Below are 14,003 nucleotides of genomic sequence, written 5' to 3'. Positions count from 1 at the left end.
ATTCTTTACTGTATTACCTGTACACTTTTAAATAGTGTGTTTTAGTACGCGTATAAGGGATTTACTACATGAGTGAAGTTCAAGCGCAACTGGGAATGTGTATTGAAAATCGCTATCGCATAGTTAAAAAGATAGCGGAAGGTGGCATGGCTACTGTTTATCAAGCGCAAGATGAGCGTCTTAATCGCCCTGTTGCGCTTAAAATCATGCATACTCAGCTTGCTCAAGGTCTTCACCGAGAACAATTTATTGCAAGGTTCCGCAGAGAAGCAACTTCTGCAGCGTCAATCGCAAATCCGCATATTGTTCAAGTTTACGATACTGGCGAATTTGAAGGACTTGACTACTTAGTTATGGAATATGTTCATGGAGTAAATCTTAGATACGAAATGAACGAATACGGTACTTTTAGCGTAAAAGATACTTTGCGCGTGTTAGCTCAAACCTTAGATGGTCTTGCATCCGCACACCTTGCTGGCGTTGTACACCGAGATATTAAGCCAGAAAATATTTTGATTAACGACCGCGGAAACGTGCAAATCACCGACTTTGGACTTGCGCGTGCAATTTCTCAAGCGACTCTTTCTTCTACGGGTCTTCTTCTTGGAACTGCCGCATACCTTGCTCCAGAAATGATTGAGAAGAATCTTGCAACTCCTCAAGGAGATTTATATTCCGCAGGAATGATGGCTTGGGAGATGCTAGCTGGCAGAGTTCCTTTTAACGCGGATAATCCAGTAACGCTTGTTTTTAAGCATGTTCACGAAGACACTCCTTCTATAAAAACTGTTTGCAAAGATATAAATTCTTCTGTTGCTGATTTTCTTAGCTCGATTACTGCTCGAGAAATGGAAAAAAGACCAAGTGACGCTTCTAAAGCGCTTAATATTTTAAGAAGCGTGTGCGCTGGATTAAGCGAGCAAGAGTGGCAATATAAGTTTGAAGTAGATTTAGACGCAGAAAATCAATCTTTTGAAGGCTCGATAATAGCAAACAAACTTGAAGATAAAAACTCTAATCTAAAATCCCAAATACCGCTTCCGCCTAGCATTAATAGCAATACTTTTAATAGCAATACTTTGGGTAATTCTGATTCGTCGAATAGCACATTAGCAAATAACGCATTAGCGAGTGATGCTATATCTAACACAAAAAAGCTAAATAAGACTGTAGATATAGATAAAACTACAGACATAGATAAAACAGCTGATATTGACGCAACTCAAGCATTATCTACAAAAAACTCCGCTTTTAATGAGGATTCTTCAAACTATTCGTCTTCAACGAATAGCAATCCTCTTGAAGACTTTAACGATAATAATATGCTCACTGTTACAATGCGCGCACCGCAATTTATTAGTGAACGATTAAAAGCTAAAAGAGATAAGTCTAATAACGCAAACGACAATGGCAAAAAAACGCGCAAAAACATTATTATTATATCTGCAAGTTGCGCAGCAATCGCAGCAGCCGCAGTAGCATTTGGCGCGTACTGGTACTATTTAGGCCCTGGAAGCTATTGGTCTTTACCAAAACCAAACACGCAAAAATGCGCATCACAAAGTGCATGCAAGATAACAAACGTTCCTTGGGCAGATTACGAGCGTACTCTTAAAATATCTAATATTCCTTATTCGGTTTCTAAAGACTTTAGCGACAACATACCCGAAGGAAACATTATTTTCACTAATCCAGATTTTAGTGGCAGCAAAATCTCTAAGCGAAATAATGGCCGCGTTAAAATTGTTGTTTCAAAAGGCGTACGCAAGTCAACTATTCCAGAAGACATTATAGATCCAACTTCCAATGCTGGAAAAGATCCTATAAAAGCATTAAAAAAGGCAGGATTTACTTCTATTACGCATAAACCAAGCGAAGACATTTATTCTTTGGAAATTCCTAAAGGATGCGTTGTTGAGATTTCGCCAACTCCTGGAATGCAAATGAATCACAATAAAAATATTACTGTGATTCTTTCTAAGGGACCAATGCCTGTTTCTATGCCAGACATTGTTAATCTTACAAAAGAAGAAGCAGATAAGGCATTTAACGAAGCAAAATTAGTTCCAAACTACAGCGAAGAGTTTAATGACAAAATCGAAAAAGGCAAGATTATTAGCGCGTCTGTACAAAAGGGAACGCAAATGCATTGGGGAGATAAACTCGATGTTGTTGTTTCTAAGGGACCGAAGACTATAACAATGCCAGATGTGCGCAATAAGAACGCTAATGATGCTAGAAGAATACTTGAATCGCTTGGACTAAAAGTGAATATTTCTGCGCCTTTGGGCGATCTTATGCACACTGTTAGATTCCAATCCGCGGCTCCTGGGTCTCAAGTTAGAGTTCTAGACGAAAGCGGAAATCCGACAACAGTAACGTTAACGATTATTTAACTATTTAACTTAACGATTATCTGTTTTTGCTTGCGACTCTTCTCGCATGCGCTTTTTAACAGTTTGCGCATATTCGTCAACGTACTCTTGACCGCTCATTTGTTGGATTGCTTTTGTTACTTTATTAGTAAGATCTCGAAGAATATCGTGCGTAATTTCTTCTGGACTCATCTTGCTAACTTCGATTGGCTTTCCGTAAATCGCCTTAGTATTGCCCTTCGCAGGCATAATCTGACCATGTCTTTGAAGTTCACGCGTGCCAATAATCGCAACTGGAACAATCGGGCATCCTGTTTCTAGAGCTAATCTTGCAGCGCCTGAATGACCCTTATATAGCTTTCCATCTGGGCTTCTTGTTCCTTCAATGTGAATTCCAAAAAGCTGACCTTTTTCTAGGATTTCTTTAGCGTGATTCAACGCTCCAAGCGATTTTGATCCGCCAGAACGATCCACTGGAAACACGCCAACAGACGTAAACCACCACTTTTTGAATCGCCCCTTTAATCCTTTGCCTTCAAAATACTCAGCTTTTCCCATAAAATGAATCATGCGAGGGCATGTAAGAGGCAAAAGCGCGTCGTCAATAACAGCAAGATGATTTGCTGCAATAATCGCTCCGCCTGTTTTAGGAATATTGTTGACTCCTTGAGCAGTAGGATGAATCCTTAAGCGTGCAATGAATCCAAACCCCTTTACAAAGAACCAATACAACATGCTAATCCCCATTCTAGCAAGATTCACAAAATAGCATTCAAACTATCAAGCAGACTTGCTACAGTATAATTCATGACTTCTTCTAAGAATACCAACTCCCATAACCGTTTGTATAATAACGAAAACAGCAATGGTGACGATTCGTTTAGTCAAAACTTTAACGACGACTGGTCTCAATTCGTTAGCGAGCACAAAAAAGATTTTAATGATTTAGAAAAGTCCAAAAGCGCAAAAATCTTTAGAAAACGCATTAATCAAGCTGCAGAACCATTAAGAAACATAGCATTTAGCACTAAACCGGGTCCAAGAGATAACACAACATCAAGCTGGCTCGATGTTGATAAAACAATGGACGAATACGGAGACGACTTTGTTGCTCCAAACCCCCATTTTAAGAACGTTTCCATTACCCTTGTAGTTTTATGGAGCGTGTTTGTTTTGGGTGTTCTAGGCATGATTTTGAGCGTTCTAGTGCCATATTTTGCGATTTACACTGGCTCTGTTAGCGCTTTCCTATTTTTGATTGGCGGAGCAGGTCTACTTATGAGCAGAAAAAAGGACAATACTTCTAGCGAAGACTATAGCGAGTTTGGAAAAGGCGCGCGAGTTTAGAGCTACGACTAAGAATTTAGACTCTATATAGCAATTGATGAATATGCGAACCTTGTAGTGCGTTTGTATCAAAAAACACGGAAATTCAGTACAATCGCACTACATATTTGTATTTATGTGTAGTGCGTTTGTATCAAAAAACACCAAAATCAAATACAATCGCACTACAATATCAGTGAATTAAAGTGCATTCGCGCAAAAGAATGAGGCTGATGCACTAACACCAGCCTCATTCTTTATAAAACGTTACTTTATAAGACTTTGACTTTAATCCTCATTTTGACCGTGGCAAAGCTTGTACTTTCTGCCAGATCCGCATGGGCATTCGTCGTTCTTATTTGTTCCTGGGAACGTACGACCATCGGCCCAAGGAGTCTTCCACTCCTCCGCCTTTGGACGCTTGCTTAATGGAACTTCGCCTTCTGCATGGCTCATAGGAGCAGGACCGACGATTCCAGAATGCTCGTCTTCTTCTTGCTCTTCTTGCTCAATGCTTTCGTCAATATAAGAATCATCTTGATTTTCTGTTTCTGCAACAATCTGCTCAAGATTCATGCGGAACAGAAGCTGAATAGACTCTTCCTTAATTGCTTCAATCATTGAGTTGTACATTTGGAAGCCTTCGCGTTGGTACTCAACCAAAGGATCTCTCTGACCCATACCGCGCAAGCCAATGCCATCCTTTAAGTAGTCCATCTCGTAAAGATGTTCACGCCACTTTCTATCAAGAACAGCCAAAACAACTCTGCGCTCAAACTGACGCAAACTATCGGAGCCCATTCGCTCTTCAAACACTGCATAAATAGTTGTTACACTATCTACAATCGTGTCTCTTAAAGTATCAACAGCTTTTTGACCCTTAAGAGGCTCAATTTGCAAGCGAAGCTGATCCCAATCAACAATAATTGGCATAACTGCGTTCACAGCATCTTTAAGGCCTTCCCAATCCCAATCCTTAGGCTTGTCGGAACCGTTCATTGCTCCGCGAACGTAGCTATCTGCAGTATCTTTAATAAACTTTAAGATATCTTCGTGAATATCTTCGCCCTTAAGAACAGCTTGACGTTCCGAATAGATAACCGTACGCTGCTTGTTCATAACGTCGTCATACTTCAAAACATTCTTACGCATTTCAAAGTTACGAGCTTCAACAGTCTTTTGAGCCGTGCGCACGCCATTAGAAACATACTTAGATTCGATTGGTTCGCCTTCTGGCAAGCCCTTAGCCATAACGCGAGCAACAAGCTGAGTGTTGAACAAACGCATTAAGTCGTCTTCCAAGCTTAAGTAGAATCGCGATTCGCCAGGATCACCCTGACGGCCAGAACGGCCTCTAAGCTGATTATCAATACGACGAGATTCGTGGCGCTCAGTGCCTAGAACATACAAGCCACCAAGCTTCTTAACTTCTTCGTGCTCGTCTTTAACTTGTTCTTTGACTTCTGCCAAAACGCCTGGCCAACGCTTCTCATACTCTTCTGGAGTATCGTCTGGAGAATAGCCTTCTGCTTTAAGCTTTGCATCTGCTAAGAACTCAACGTTTCCGCCAAGCATAATATCTGTACCACGACCTGCCATGTTTGTAGCAACAGTCACAGCACCCTTACGACCTGCAACAGCAACAACAGCTGCTTCCTTAGCGTTTTGCTTAGCATTCAACACTTGATGAGGAATACGAGCAACATCCAAAAGCGAAGAAACGATTTCGGAAGATTCAACCGATGCAGTACCAAGCAAAACAGGCTGACCCTTTGCATGACGCTGAGCTACATCTCGAACAATCGCAGCAAGCTTTTCCTTCTTAGTGCGGAAAATCAAATCGTCCTTATCCATACGAATAACTGGACGGTTAGAAGGAATTGGAAGAACGCCAAGCTTGTATGTTCCCATAAACTCGGCAGCTTCCGTTTCTGCTGTACCAGTCATGCCAGCAAGCTTGTCGTACATGCGGAAGTAGTTTTGCAAAGTAATAGTTGCAAAAGTCTGATTTTCTGCTTTTACTTCCACATTTTCTTTAGCTTCAATCGCTTGATGCAATCCTTCGCTATAACGACGACCTGGAAGAACACGGCCAGTGTGCTCGTCAACAATCAAAACTTCGCCATTAGTAACAACGTAATCGCGATCAAGAAGGAACAATTCCTTAGCTTTCAAAGCATTGTTCAAGTAGCCAATCAAAGCAGTGTTGCTTGGCTCGTAAAGATTATCAATACCTAAATAATCTTCAATCTTTGCAATGCCTGGATCCAAAATACCAGCAGTCTTGCGCTTTTCGTCAATTTTGTAATCAACATCGCGATCAAGCTTTAGAACAAGCTTTGCAAACTCGCGATACCAACGCGTAACATCGCCTTCGGCAGGACCCGAGATAATAAGTGGAGTACGAGCCTCATCAATAAGAATGGAATCAACCTCATCGACGATTGCATAGTGATGACCACGCTGAACAAGATCGCCCTTTTCCCAAGCCATGTTGTCTCGCAAATAGTCAAAGCCAAACTCGTTGTTTGTGCCGTAAGTAATATCTGCGTTATATTGCTTCCTGCGCTCTGGTGGCTGCTGGTCTGTAATAATGCATCCAACACTCATGCCAAGGAACCTGTAAATACGACCCATAAGCTCACTCTGGTAGCTAGCAAGATAGTCGTTAACTGTAACAACATGAACGCCTTTGCCTTCCAAAGCGTTTAAATAGCTAGGCAATGTTGCAACAAGTGTTTTACCTTCGCCAGTCTTCATTTCTGCAATATTGCCCCAATGCAATGCTGCACCGCCCATAAGCTGAACGTCAAAGTGACGCTGACCAAGAGTACGCTTTGAAACTTCTCGCACTGTAGCAAAGGCTTCTGGCATTAAGTCATCAAGCTTCGCACCATTGTCTAACTTTTGCTTGAATTTTGCCGTTTGTCCTTTAAGTTCCTCGTCCGAAAGCGCAGAAATCTGATCTTCAAGCGCATTCACAGCCTTCGCAACGTTCTCAAGGCGCTTCAATTGACGGCCTTCACCCATGCGCAAGGCTTTATCAACGATATCTACCACGTTTAGCTCCCTTAGGTCGTGTCTATTATTCGGCTAGCCAATATAGACGTAAACTGTGCCTATATTACGCGACGGCTACGATTTTTGCAGCTCGCGAGTCCAAAACAACGCATAAAATGCCCGCCTAGCTTATTACTAGACGGGCATTGCACTCATATGAGTTATTTTATTTACTTTATTTACCCTTATTTTTCTATTGTTTCTTTACTGTTTTGTTACTTCTTTTTAGCAACATTTTCTGGAGTATCAATCTCAAACACACCATAACTCCATCCATGCCTACGGTATACAACCGATGGACGCATGGTTTCTTTATTTACAAACAGGAAGAAATCGTGACCAATAAGTTCCATCTCGTACAATGCTTCATCAATGCTCATTGGCTCGGCAATGTGGAGCTTACGACGAATCACAATAGGAGTATCTCCAACACTCACTTCCACTGATTCGCCAGGACCCAAGTCGGAAGCAACCGCAGCATCTGCACTATTTGTTCCATCAACTTGAACAACTTCTTCAACAGTTGTTTCAACTTCTGGCTCTACAACACCCAAGTCAACTGGAACCATTTGCTCGTAGCCACGACGATGATCCTTGCGGCGATCTCTAGTTCTACGCAAGCGAAGCGTCAACTTATCTAACGCCATATCTAATGCACTGTATTGATCTGTGCTAGACGCTTCTGCGCGAATAACCGTACTTCCTGCAACTACAGTAATTTCAACTCTTTTTGCAGTATCTGCCTGCCTTGGATTGCCCTCAGTGTTAAGCACAATCTGAATGCGCTGCGCATCTGGAGCAATGGCGGTCACACGATTCATCTTGCTTTCTACAACGTCACGGAATCTTTGCTTAATTTGCGTATGACGTCCAGTGATGACGATCTCCATGCGAACCTCCTTAAGTAATCCGATACAAAATCGGTTTGTGTACACGTCAACGGCACCAGCGCCGCTGATATATCCATTATATCCGCTAAAAGCCGCCATTTTCTAGCGAGTCGCAAAATATGCGCAAAATTAAGACGTCTGCTATAATTGGGAAGGTTGAGGTTTCACGATGACCGCGGCTGCAATGTTCATTCGGAGTAGCTGAGGAACTTCCGGGCTCCGTAGAGCACAATGGCGGATAACGTCCGCCCAGGGCAACCTGAGAGATAGCGCAACAGAGAATAGACCGCCTAAACTTTTGTTTAGGTAAGGGTGAAACGGCGGTGTAAGAGACCACCGGGCTTCTGGTAACAGTTAGCCGCATGGCAAGCCTCATTGGGAGCAAGGTCAAGCAGAAGGTGTTTAAGGGCTGCTCGCCTAAGTCTTCGGGTAGACTGCTAGAGTTTGGCGGTAACGTCAAATCGAGATGGATGGTCATCCGTGTGCATTTTGCACGCGACAAAACCCGGGGTATGTGAAACCTCACCTCAACTTTTGGATTTTATTTTTGGCTTTTATTTAAGACTCTTATTTAAGACTCTTTGGCGCAAAGTCAAAGTCACCATTTATTAAATCCACTACCCCACAAGTTTTCATTCCAGCTAAACGAGCTGATTTTAGTGCTGCATCAGAATCCTCAAAAACAGTGCAATCGCTTGGTTTTACGCCAATTCGCTTTGCTAAGTCAACATAAGTTTTATAGCTATTTTTTGCATTACTTTCTAAATCTTCTCCAAAAATCATCAAATCAAAGTAATCATACAAATCCGTACGCTTTAACGCAGCAACGCATAAAGACTTAGAAAGAGTAGTTATAAGAACAGTTTTCGCACCCGTTTTACGCAAATAATCAACGTAATTTTTAGCGCCTTTTCTAAGTGGCAAATGCTTTGCGTATGCGTCAAAAGCCATGTCTTGCCACTCTTTCATTAAATCTTCGGGAGAATCCGTAAAACCAAAGCGCTCAATAACGTAATCCGCAACTTGGCGAGGTGTCATTGTTGCCGTGGAATCAGCAAAATCGGCAGGCACTTTAATACCGCGCTTAGCAAAACTCTCTTCGTCTATCTTGTCCCAAACGTTCAAAGAATCAAGCAAAGTTCCGTCAAAATCAAAAATCGCAGCACAATTTGAATTATCAACTAATGCATTTTCGCTCATATTATTAATCCCGATTATCTTTGATATTAACCCTATTATTCTGTTTTAGAAAAATCTGTCTTAGAAAAATTACTTTGAATTAGCTTAAGATTTTTCATTAGACTTTACTATTTTCAAGCAATTCTTTTGCATGATCCAAAGATGCTTGCGATTGGCTTCCCGAAAGCATTCTTGCGATTTCGCTTTGGCGGCTAATCTCATCTAATTTGGTAACAGTTGTATCTGCAAAACTAGAATTCTCGCCAGAATCAGCTCCAGAATTCGCTCCAGAATCCGCCGCGCTTTCAATCTTTTTTCTAACAACAAATTGAACGTTTGCAAAAGCTGCTACTTGAGCTAAATGAGTTACAACAATCACTTGCGCACTTTTAGCAAGCAAAGCCAGGCGCTTGCCTAACTCTACTGCTGCAACACCTCCAACGCCTGCATCAACTTCGTCGAAAATAAACGTCATTGATTGATTATTACTGCGATTTTGTTTTGCGCTAACAAGCTCCATCGCAAGCATAAGCCTACTGAGTTCGCCGCCAGAAGCACTACTGCCCATTGGCAAATAGTTAGACGCAGGGAAAGGCTTAAAAAGAAACTCAACACTATCTAAGCCGTGCACGTTCAAATCAAATTTTCCGTCCTTGTTTTTAGCGCGCTTAGAAACATTAATCAAAAGTTGCGCATCTGGCATAGATAAGGATTCAAGCTCTTTGCTAACTTCGTCGCTAAACTTTTTTGCAACAACTTTGCGCGTGTTATAAAGAGCTTCGGCAAGTTTTTCAGCGTCTTTATAAGTCTTCTCGCACAAATCTTTAGCGCGCGCAACAGCTTCTGGCGAATCATCCAAATCTTCAAGCTCAAATTGCGCTTTTTTAGCCCACTCTAAAACATCGTCAATTTGCGGACCCCACCTGCGTGTTAAATCGCTTAAATCGTGAATACGATTGTTAATAGCGTCTAAATCTTCCTGACTCTCATCAACATCTAATTGTTGAGCAAGTTGCATAACAATATCGGAAATCTGGGAAGAAATATCGTCAAGTTGATTTGCAATCGCGCTATAATCTCCGTCAACTCGAATTGAGCGAATCGCCTTAGACGCATTGTCAACCAAATGTAATGCGTCAACTGAATCTATTGCGCCATAATCAATTTGACTTGCGTCTAACGAAGAAACTGCTTCGCTAATAGCTCCAACGATTTGAGCAGCGTTTTCTATGCGATCTCTTTTAGCTTTAAGATTTTCATCCTCATTTGGTTTTGGATCAATTTGTTGAATTTTTTCTAACGATTCGCGCAAATAGTCTGCGCGCTGCCTAGAAGACGATTGCTGATTTATAAGGCGATTATATGCTTCAACGGCACTTTGCCACTTATTAAACGCTGATTCATAGTCTTGTAGTTCTTTAGAATTACAAGAGATTGAATCCAAGAATTCGCGCTGTTTTGAGGCTGTTGCTATGCGAAGCTGATCGCTTTGACCATGAATTGTTATTGTGTGCGAGCAAACGCTTTCTAGCAAGGATTTTGGAACAGAATAACCAGAGATTACAGCTCTTGATCTACCAGTTTTTGGAACAGATCTAGATACGTAAACTTCTTCTTTAGAATCGTCATCTTCACATTCTTCGGCATTAATCCCCGATTCTTGCAATATTTGCGCAACATCGCTAGATTTTGGCACAGAAAACACTCCTTGAGCCCACGACTCATTTGCAAAAGATGATACTTTTGCAGAATCTGCTTTTCCTCCAGATATAAGCTTTATAGCGCTTAAAAGCATGGACTTTCCAGCACCAGTTTCGCCAGTTATTGCAGTCATTCCTTTAGAAGGCGTAATAACAGCGTTAGAAATTGGGCCTAAATTACGAATCTCAAGTTCTTCAAGCACAAATACCCCCTATAGGTTTAGATTATTAGGGACGATTGAATATTCAGCGCTACCATCAGTATTACGATCAGTGCCATCTACACATGCGCTATCTTCATAGTTTCTATCGGTTTCATTATGAAGATTTGCTTCATAAATCTTAGGCTTAGCGGCCACTTTTCGGCGATTTTCACGCCATCCAACAACTGGCAAATCAAACTTAGTAACTAATCTTTGCGTAAATGGAACGCCAGAAAGTCGCGCCAAAAGCAACTCATCTTTAGATTGCCTAATTTGAATCCTAGAACCTTGCGGCAAAGCTCTTTGACGCCTTCCATCACAACAAATCCACCCACCAGAAGCTGATTCTTGCAAAATATCAATCGTAAAAGTAGAACCTGCTCCAATTATTAACGGCCTAGCAAACAGCGCATGCGCAGCTAAAGGAACCAGTTGCAAAGCCTCAACATTTGGCCACATAATCGGCCCACCTGCAGAAAACGCGTACGCAGTAGAACCAGTAGGCGTAGAAACAATCACGCCGTCACACCCAAAAGACGACATTTCAACATTATCAACGCGAATCGAAAGCTCCACCATTCGCCCACGATCTGCCCTATCTAAAGTAATATCGTTAAGCGCCCAATCACTTAAAGGCTCGCTCGCTCCAGGGAGCCAAACATCTACATGCGCTTCCATTCTATGCTCTAAAAAGTAGTCTTTTTGCGCAATTCTTCGCACAGCTTCATCTATCTGGAAGCTCTCAAATTCCGCCAAAAAACCAACATGCCCAAGGTTTATTCCAATAATTGGAACAGGAGTGCAATGCACTAATTCTGCAGCTTGAAGCATTGTGCCATCCCCACCTAGCACAACAACAATTTCCGTATTTTTATCTACTCCTTGAGCGATTTTTTGCGCAAAATCCGAAACTGCAGCACTATGAAACACACTAACATTAAAACCAGCATTTTTAAGCTGAGTAGTAACTTGATTTACAACAGCACTGTTGCCATCAAGACGCGCATGCGTAACCACAAGAGCATTGCGAGAAGCAGAATTACCTTCTAAACGTTCTTGCATAGCACCCCCTTTGTAGCTATTTGTAGATTAATCGTAGCTTATTTACAGATTAATCGTAGTCTAATCGCAGCTTTACAAACATTAATAGTTATTGTAATTGTTGCACTACATATTGCGCATTAATCTACATATTGCAATATTGCACATTAATCTTATGCAAATATTTATCGAACAATCTCTTGACTATTAAATTTGACTATTAAATCGCGCATAAAGAAGATATTCAACGTTCCCGTGAGTTCCCTCTATAGGTGATTCGCGAGTTGCAATAACGCTTAAACAATTGTTTTTAGCGCATTCTTTAACATTTTCTAAGGCTTTAAGTCTTAAGTGTTTATCTGTTACAATTCCGCGCTTGCCAAGATTTCCCTTACCAACTTCAAATTGTGGCTTTACAAGAAGAACAATATTAGCGTTATTTTGCGCAATACGTGCAATTACTGGAATCACAAAGCTAAGAGATATAAAAGAGACATCGGAGACTATAAGATTCGGCTTGTAGGGCAGATCTTCCGCGTAAACATTTCTAATATTTACGCCACTCATTTCAATAACGCGCGGATTGCTTGCGATTTTTGTGTGCAATTGACCGTGTCCAACATCTAAAGCTATAACGCAATTGGCGCCATTTTGCAACAAATAATCGCAAAAACCGCCAGTGGAAGCGCCAATATCTAATGCTTTAGTATTTGAATCAACTTTTAATCCTAAATTCTCAAATAAGCGAAATGCGCCTTCGAGTTTTAGCGCTCCTCTAGAAACGTATTTAACGCAAGAATTTTCTTCTTTTGATTCGTCAAGGCTTATTTTTTGCGATTTTTTCACTAAAAATGACGATTTTTTAACAATGTGATTATCTACTTTCACTACTCCAGACTTGATTAAGCGTTGAGATGTAGTTCTACTCTTCACTAAACTGCGATTTACAAGCGCGCAGTCTAAGCGCTGAGCTAAATCATCTTCGTCTAGCATAAAAACCTCGCTTAAAGTTTCAAATCGCAAATCGTATGCCACAAGTCGTAAGTCGTAAGTCACAAAGCCACAAGTCACAAAGCCACAAATCACAAAGAAAACTCTGGAAGAATGTAATCTTCAAGCGATTTTCCACTGTCTATTAAGCTCCAAGCGAGCGCACAAGCAGCTCGCAAAGCGTTGCAATCATTAGGATTGTTTACTTCAATAGAGTTACTAACGATTTGCGCTCTAGAATCGCCGCACGTAAACGTAGAATCGTCAACGCGTTTTGGAGCAACATGCACCTCGTTTAGTCCTCTTAAATCTTTAGAAACAAAGCTTGGTCGCAAGTGTTTTGGAGCTTCAAGCAGCATGCGCGGATTGGTAACGCCCGTAAGAACAAGAAGCGACTTATACCCTCCTATGGTACCTGCTTCAATGTCTGTGTCTAATCTGTCTCCTACAGCTAGCGAGCGCTCAATACTTATTACAGGATTTCCAAATTCGTCTTTTTGCGCATATTCTTTAATATCTTCATCATTGTGATTTGCGTTTGCAGCAACCAACAATCGCGCTTCGTCGTACATTGCGCACTCGGGCTTTCCAGCAGACGCAATAGGCTCTACTCCAGTGGCATTTACTACAGCTTGAATCATAGAACCGCATCCAGGAGCTATACCGAATTCACGTGGAATTGTTAAATCGCGATTAGTAACAAAATACTTAGCTCCGCGCTCTACAGCAAAAGCAACTTGTGCCATTTCTTGCCAAGTCATTTGCGGATACCAGCCTTGAATTACAGCCTGCGGATTGTCTTTACAAGACTTTACAGGATTAAGACCAGCGCTACGAACCTCTTGTACAAGATGATCTGCGCCTAGAACTAAAACGTTTGAACCGCTTGGAACATATCGAGCAACCATTCGAGCAGCTACAAGTGACGACGTTATTATTTGCCACGGCTCTACTTTTAATCCAAAACTTTCTAGCTGACTTGCTACAACTTCTTGAAAACGAGAAGAATTATTAGTTGTGTATTCAATAAACATGCCATTTTTTTGAGCATTTTCAATTGATTCGGCTGCGTATTCAACGGATTTTCCGCCTCTATACACTACTCCGTCTAAGTCAAGCAAAGCTAAGCGAAAATCCTTGCTTAATGCAGATTTGCTATTTGAAAAATTCGCTCGTTCATCAAGTTGCATAAAATATCCTCACGATTTAAGAATACCAAAGTAGAAAATGCCCGGCTTA

Annotated in this window: 10 protein-coding genes and 1 other RNA gene; 3 read left to right on the top strand and 8 right to left on the bottom strand. The window is 41.4% G+C overall.

The features are described 5' to 3' along the window. The first annotated feature begins 68 nt into the window (after positions 1-68). The gene (locus tag NYP55_RS05310; protein ID WP_472781655.1) at positions 69-2,396 is read left to right on the top strand and encodes a protein kinase domain-containing protein; all 2,328 of its coding nucleotides are present in this window, start codon (positions 69-71) and stop codon (positions 2,394-2,396) included. A gap of 9 nt (positions 2,397-2,405) precedes the next feature. Here the strand turns inward: NYP55_RS05310 and NYP55_RS05305 are convergent, their stop codons facing one another. Further along, positions 2,406-3,110 (bottom strand): lysophospholipid acyltransferase family protein, encoded by a 705-nt coding sequence (locus tag NYP55_RS05305; protein ID WP_032839206.1) that lies wholly within the window; start codon positions 3,108-3,110, stop codon positions 2,406-2,408. A gap of 72 nt (positions 3,111-3,182) precedes the next feature. Between NYP55_RS05305 and NYP55_RS05300 the strand changes: the two genes are divergently transcribed. Next, positions 3,183-3,722, top strand: coding sequence for a hypothetical protein (locus tag NYP55_RS05300; protein WP_020758549.1), 540 nt, complete (start codon positions 3,183-3,185; stop codon positions 3,720-3,722). Positions 3,723-3,989: 267 nt separating this feature from the next. Here the strand turns inward: NYP55_RS05300 and secA are convergent, their stop codons facing one another. Together secA and hpf are read right to left on the bottom strand one after the other, a co-directional pair. Next, entirely contained in the window at positions 3,990-6,761 is a 2,772-nt protein-coding gene (secA, locus tag NYP55_RS05295; RefSeq protein ID WP_101889376.1) for a preprotein translocase subunit SecA, read from the bottom strand. A 215-nt stretch (positions 6,762-6,976) separates the two neighbouring features. Next, complete coding sequence (hpf, locus tag NYP55_RS05290) at positions 6,977-7,651, bottom strand: ribosome hibernation-promoting factor, HPF/YfiA family (protein WP_004132090.1); 675 nt, start codon at positions 7,649-7,651, stop codon at positions 6,977-6,979. Positions 7,652-7,808: 157 nt separating this feature from the next. Here hpf and rnpB point away from each other — a divergent pair. Then, an RNA gene (gene rnpB, locus NYP55_RS05285) (RNase P RNA component class A) lies at positions 7,809-8,180 on the top strand. Positions 8,181-8,218: 38 nt separating this feature from the next. Here the strand turns inward: rnpB and NYP55_RS05280 are convergent. The 5 genes from NYP55_RS05280 to NYP55_RS05260 form a co-directional block, all read right to left on the bottom strand. Beyond that, positions 8,219-8,851 carry an HAD family hydrolase gene (locus tag NYP55_RS05280; protein ID WP_004132088.1) on the bottom strand — a complete coding sequence of 211 codons (633 nt, stop codon included), beginning with the start codon at positions 8,849-8,851 and terminating at the stop codon, positions 8,219-8,221. A gap of 97 nt (positions 8,852-8,948) precedes the next feature. Beyond that, complete coding sequence (gene recN, locus NYP55_RS05275) at positions 8,949-10,733, bottom strand: DNA repair protein RecN (RefSeq protein WP_415688289.1); 1,785 nt, start codon at positions 10,731-10,733, stop codon at positions 8,949-8,951. Between the two features lie 9 nt (positions 10,734-10,742). After that, entirely contained in the window at positions 10,743-11,795 is a 1,053-nt protein-coding gene (locus NYP55_RS05270) for an NAD kinase (RefSeq protein ID WP_020757894.1), read from the bottom strand. A 186-nt stretch (positions 11,796-11,981) separates the two neighbouring features. Continuing rightward, positions 11,982-12,767, bottom strand: coding sequence for a TlyA family RNA methyltransferase (locus tag NYP55_RS05265; RefSeq protein ID WP_415688315.1), 786 nt, complete (start codon positions 12,765-12,767; stop codon positions 11,982-11,984). A gap of 89 nt (positions 12,768-12,856) precedes the next feature. Continuing rightward, positions 12,857-13,954, bottom strand: a complete 1,098-nt coding sequence (locus tag NYP55_RS05260; RefSeq protein ID WP_415688288.1) for an HAD-IIA family hydrolase — start codon at positions 13,952-13,954, stop codon at positions 12,857-12,859. Positions 13,955-14,003: the final 49 nt, after the last annotated feature.

It is taken from the genome of Gardnerella sp. c10Ua_31 (assembly GCF_055700915.1).
The sequence above is the reverse complement of the archived record's forward strand: the minus strand, read 5'-3'. Positions and strand labels throughout refer to the sequence as shown.

Coding starts and splice junctions, on each gene's coding strand:
- NYP55_RS05310 (WP_472781655.1), top strand. CDS start 69: ATGAGTGAAGTTCAAGCGCAACTGGGAATGTGTATTGAAAATCGCTAT.
- NYP55_RS05305 (WP_032839206.1), bottom strand. CDS start 3,110: ATGTTGTATTGGTTCTTTGTAAAGGGGTTTGGATTCATTGCACGCTTA.
- NYP55_RS05300 (WP_020758549.1), top strand. CDS start 3,183: ATGACTTCTTCTAAGAATACCAACTCCCATAACCGTTTGTATAATAAC.
- hpf (WP_004132090.1), bottom strand. CDS start 7,651: ATGGAGATCGTCATCACTGGACGTCATACGCAAATTAAGCAAAGATTC.
- NYP55_RS05280 (WP_004132088.1), bottom strand. CDS start 8,851: ATGAGCGAAAATGCATTAGTTGATAATTCAAATTGTGCTGCGATTTTT.
- NYP55_RS05270 (WP_020757894.1), bottom strand. CDS start 11,795: ATGCAAGAACGTTTAGAAGGTAATTCTGCTTCTCGCAATGCTCTTGTG.
- NYP55_RS05265 (WP_415688315.1), bottom strand. CDS start 12,767: ATGCTAGACGAAGATGATTTAGCTCAGCGCTTAGACTGCGCGCTTGTA.
- NYP55_RS05260 (WP_415688288.1), bottom strand. CDS start 13,954: ATGCAACTTGATGAACGAGCGAATTTTTCAAATAGCAAATCTGCATTA.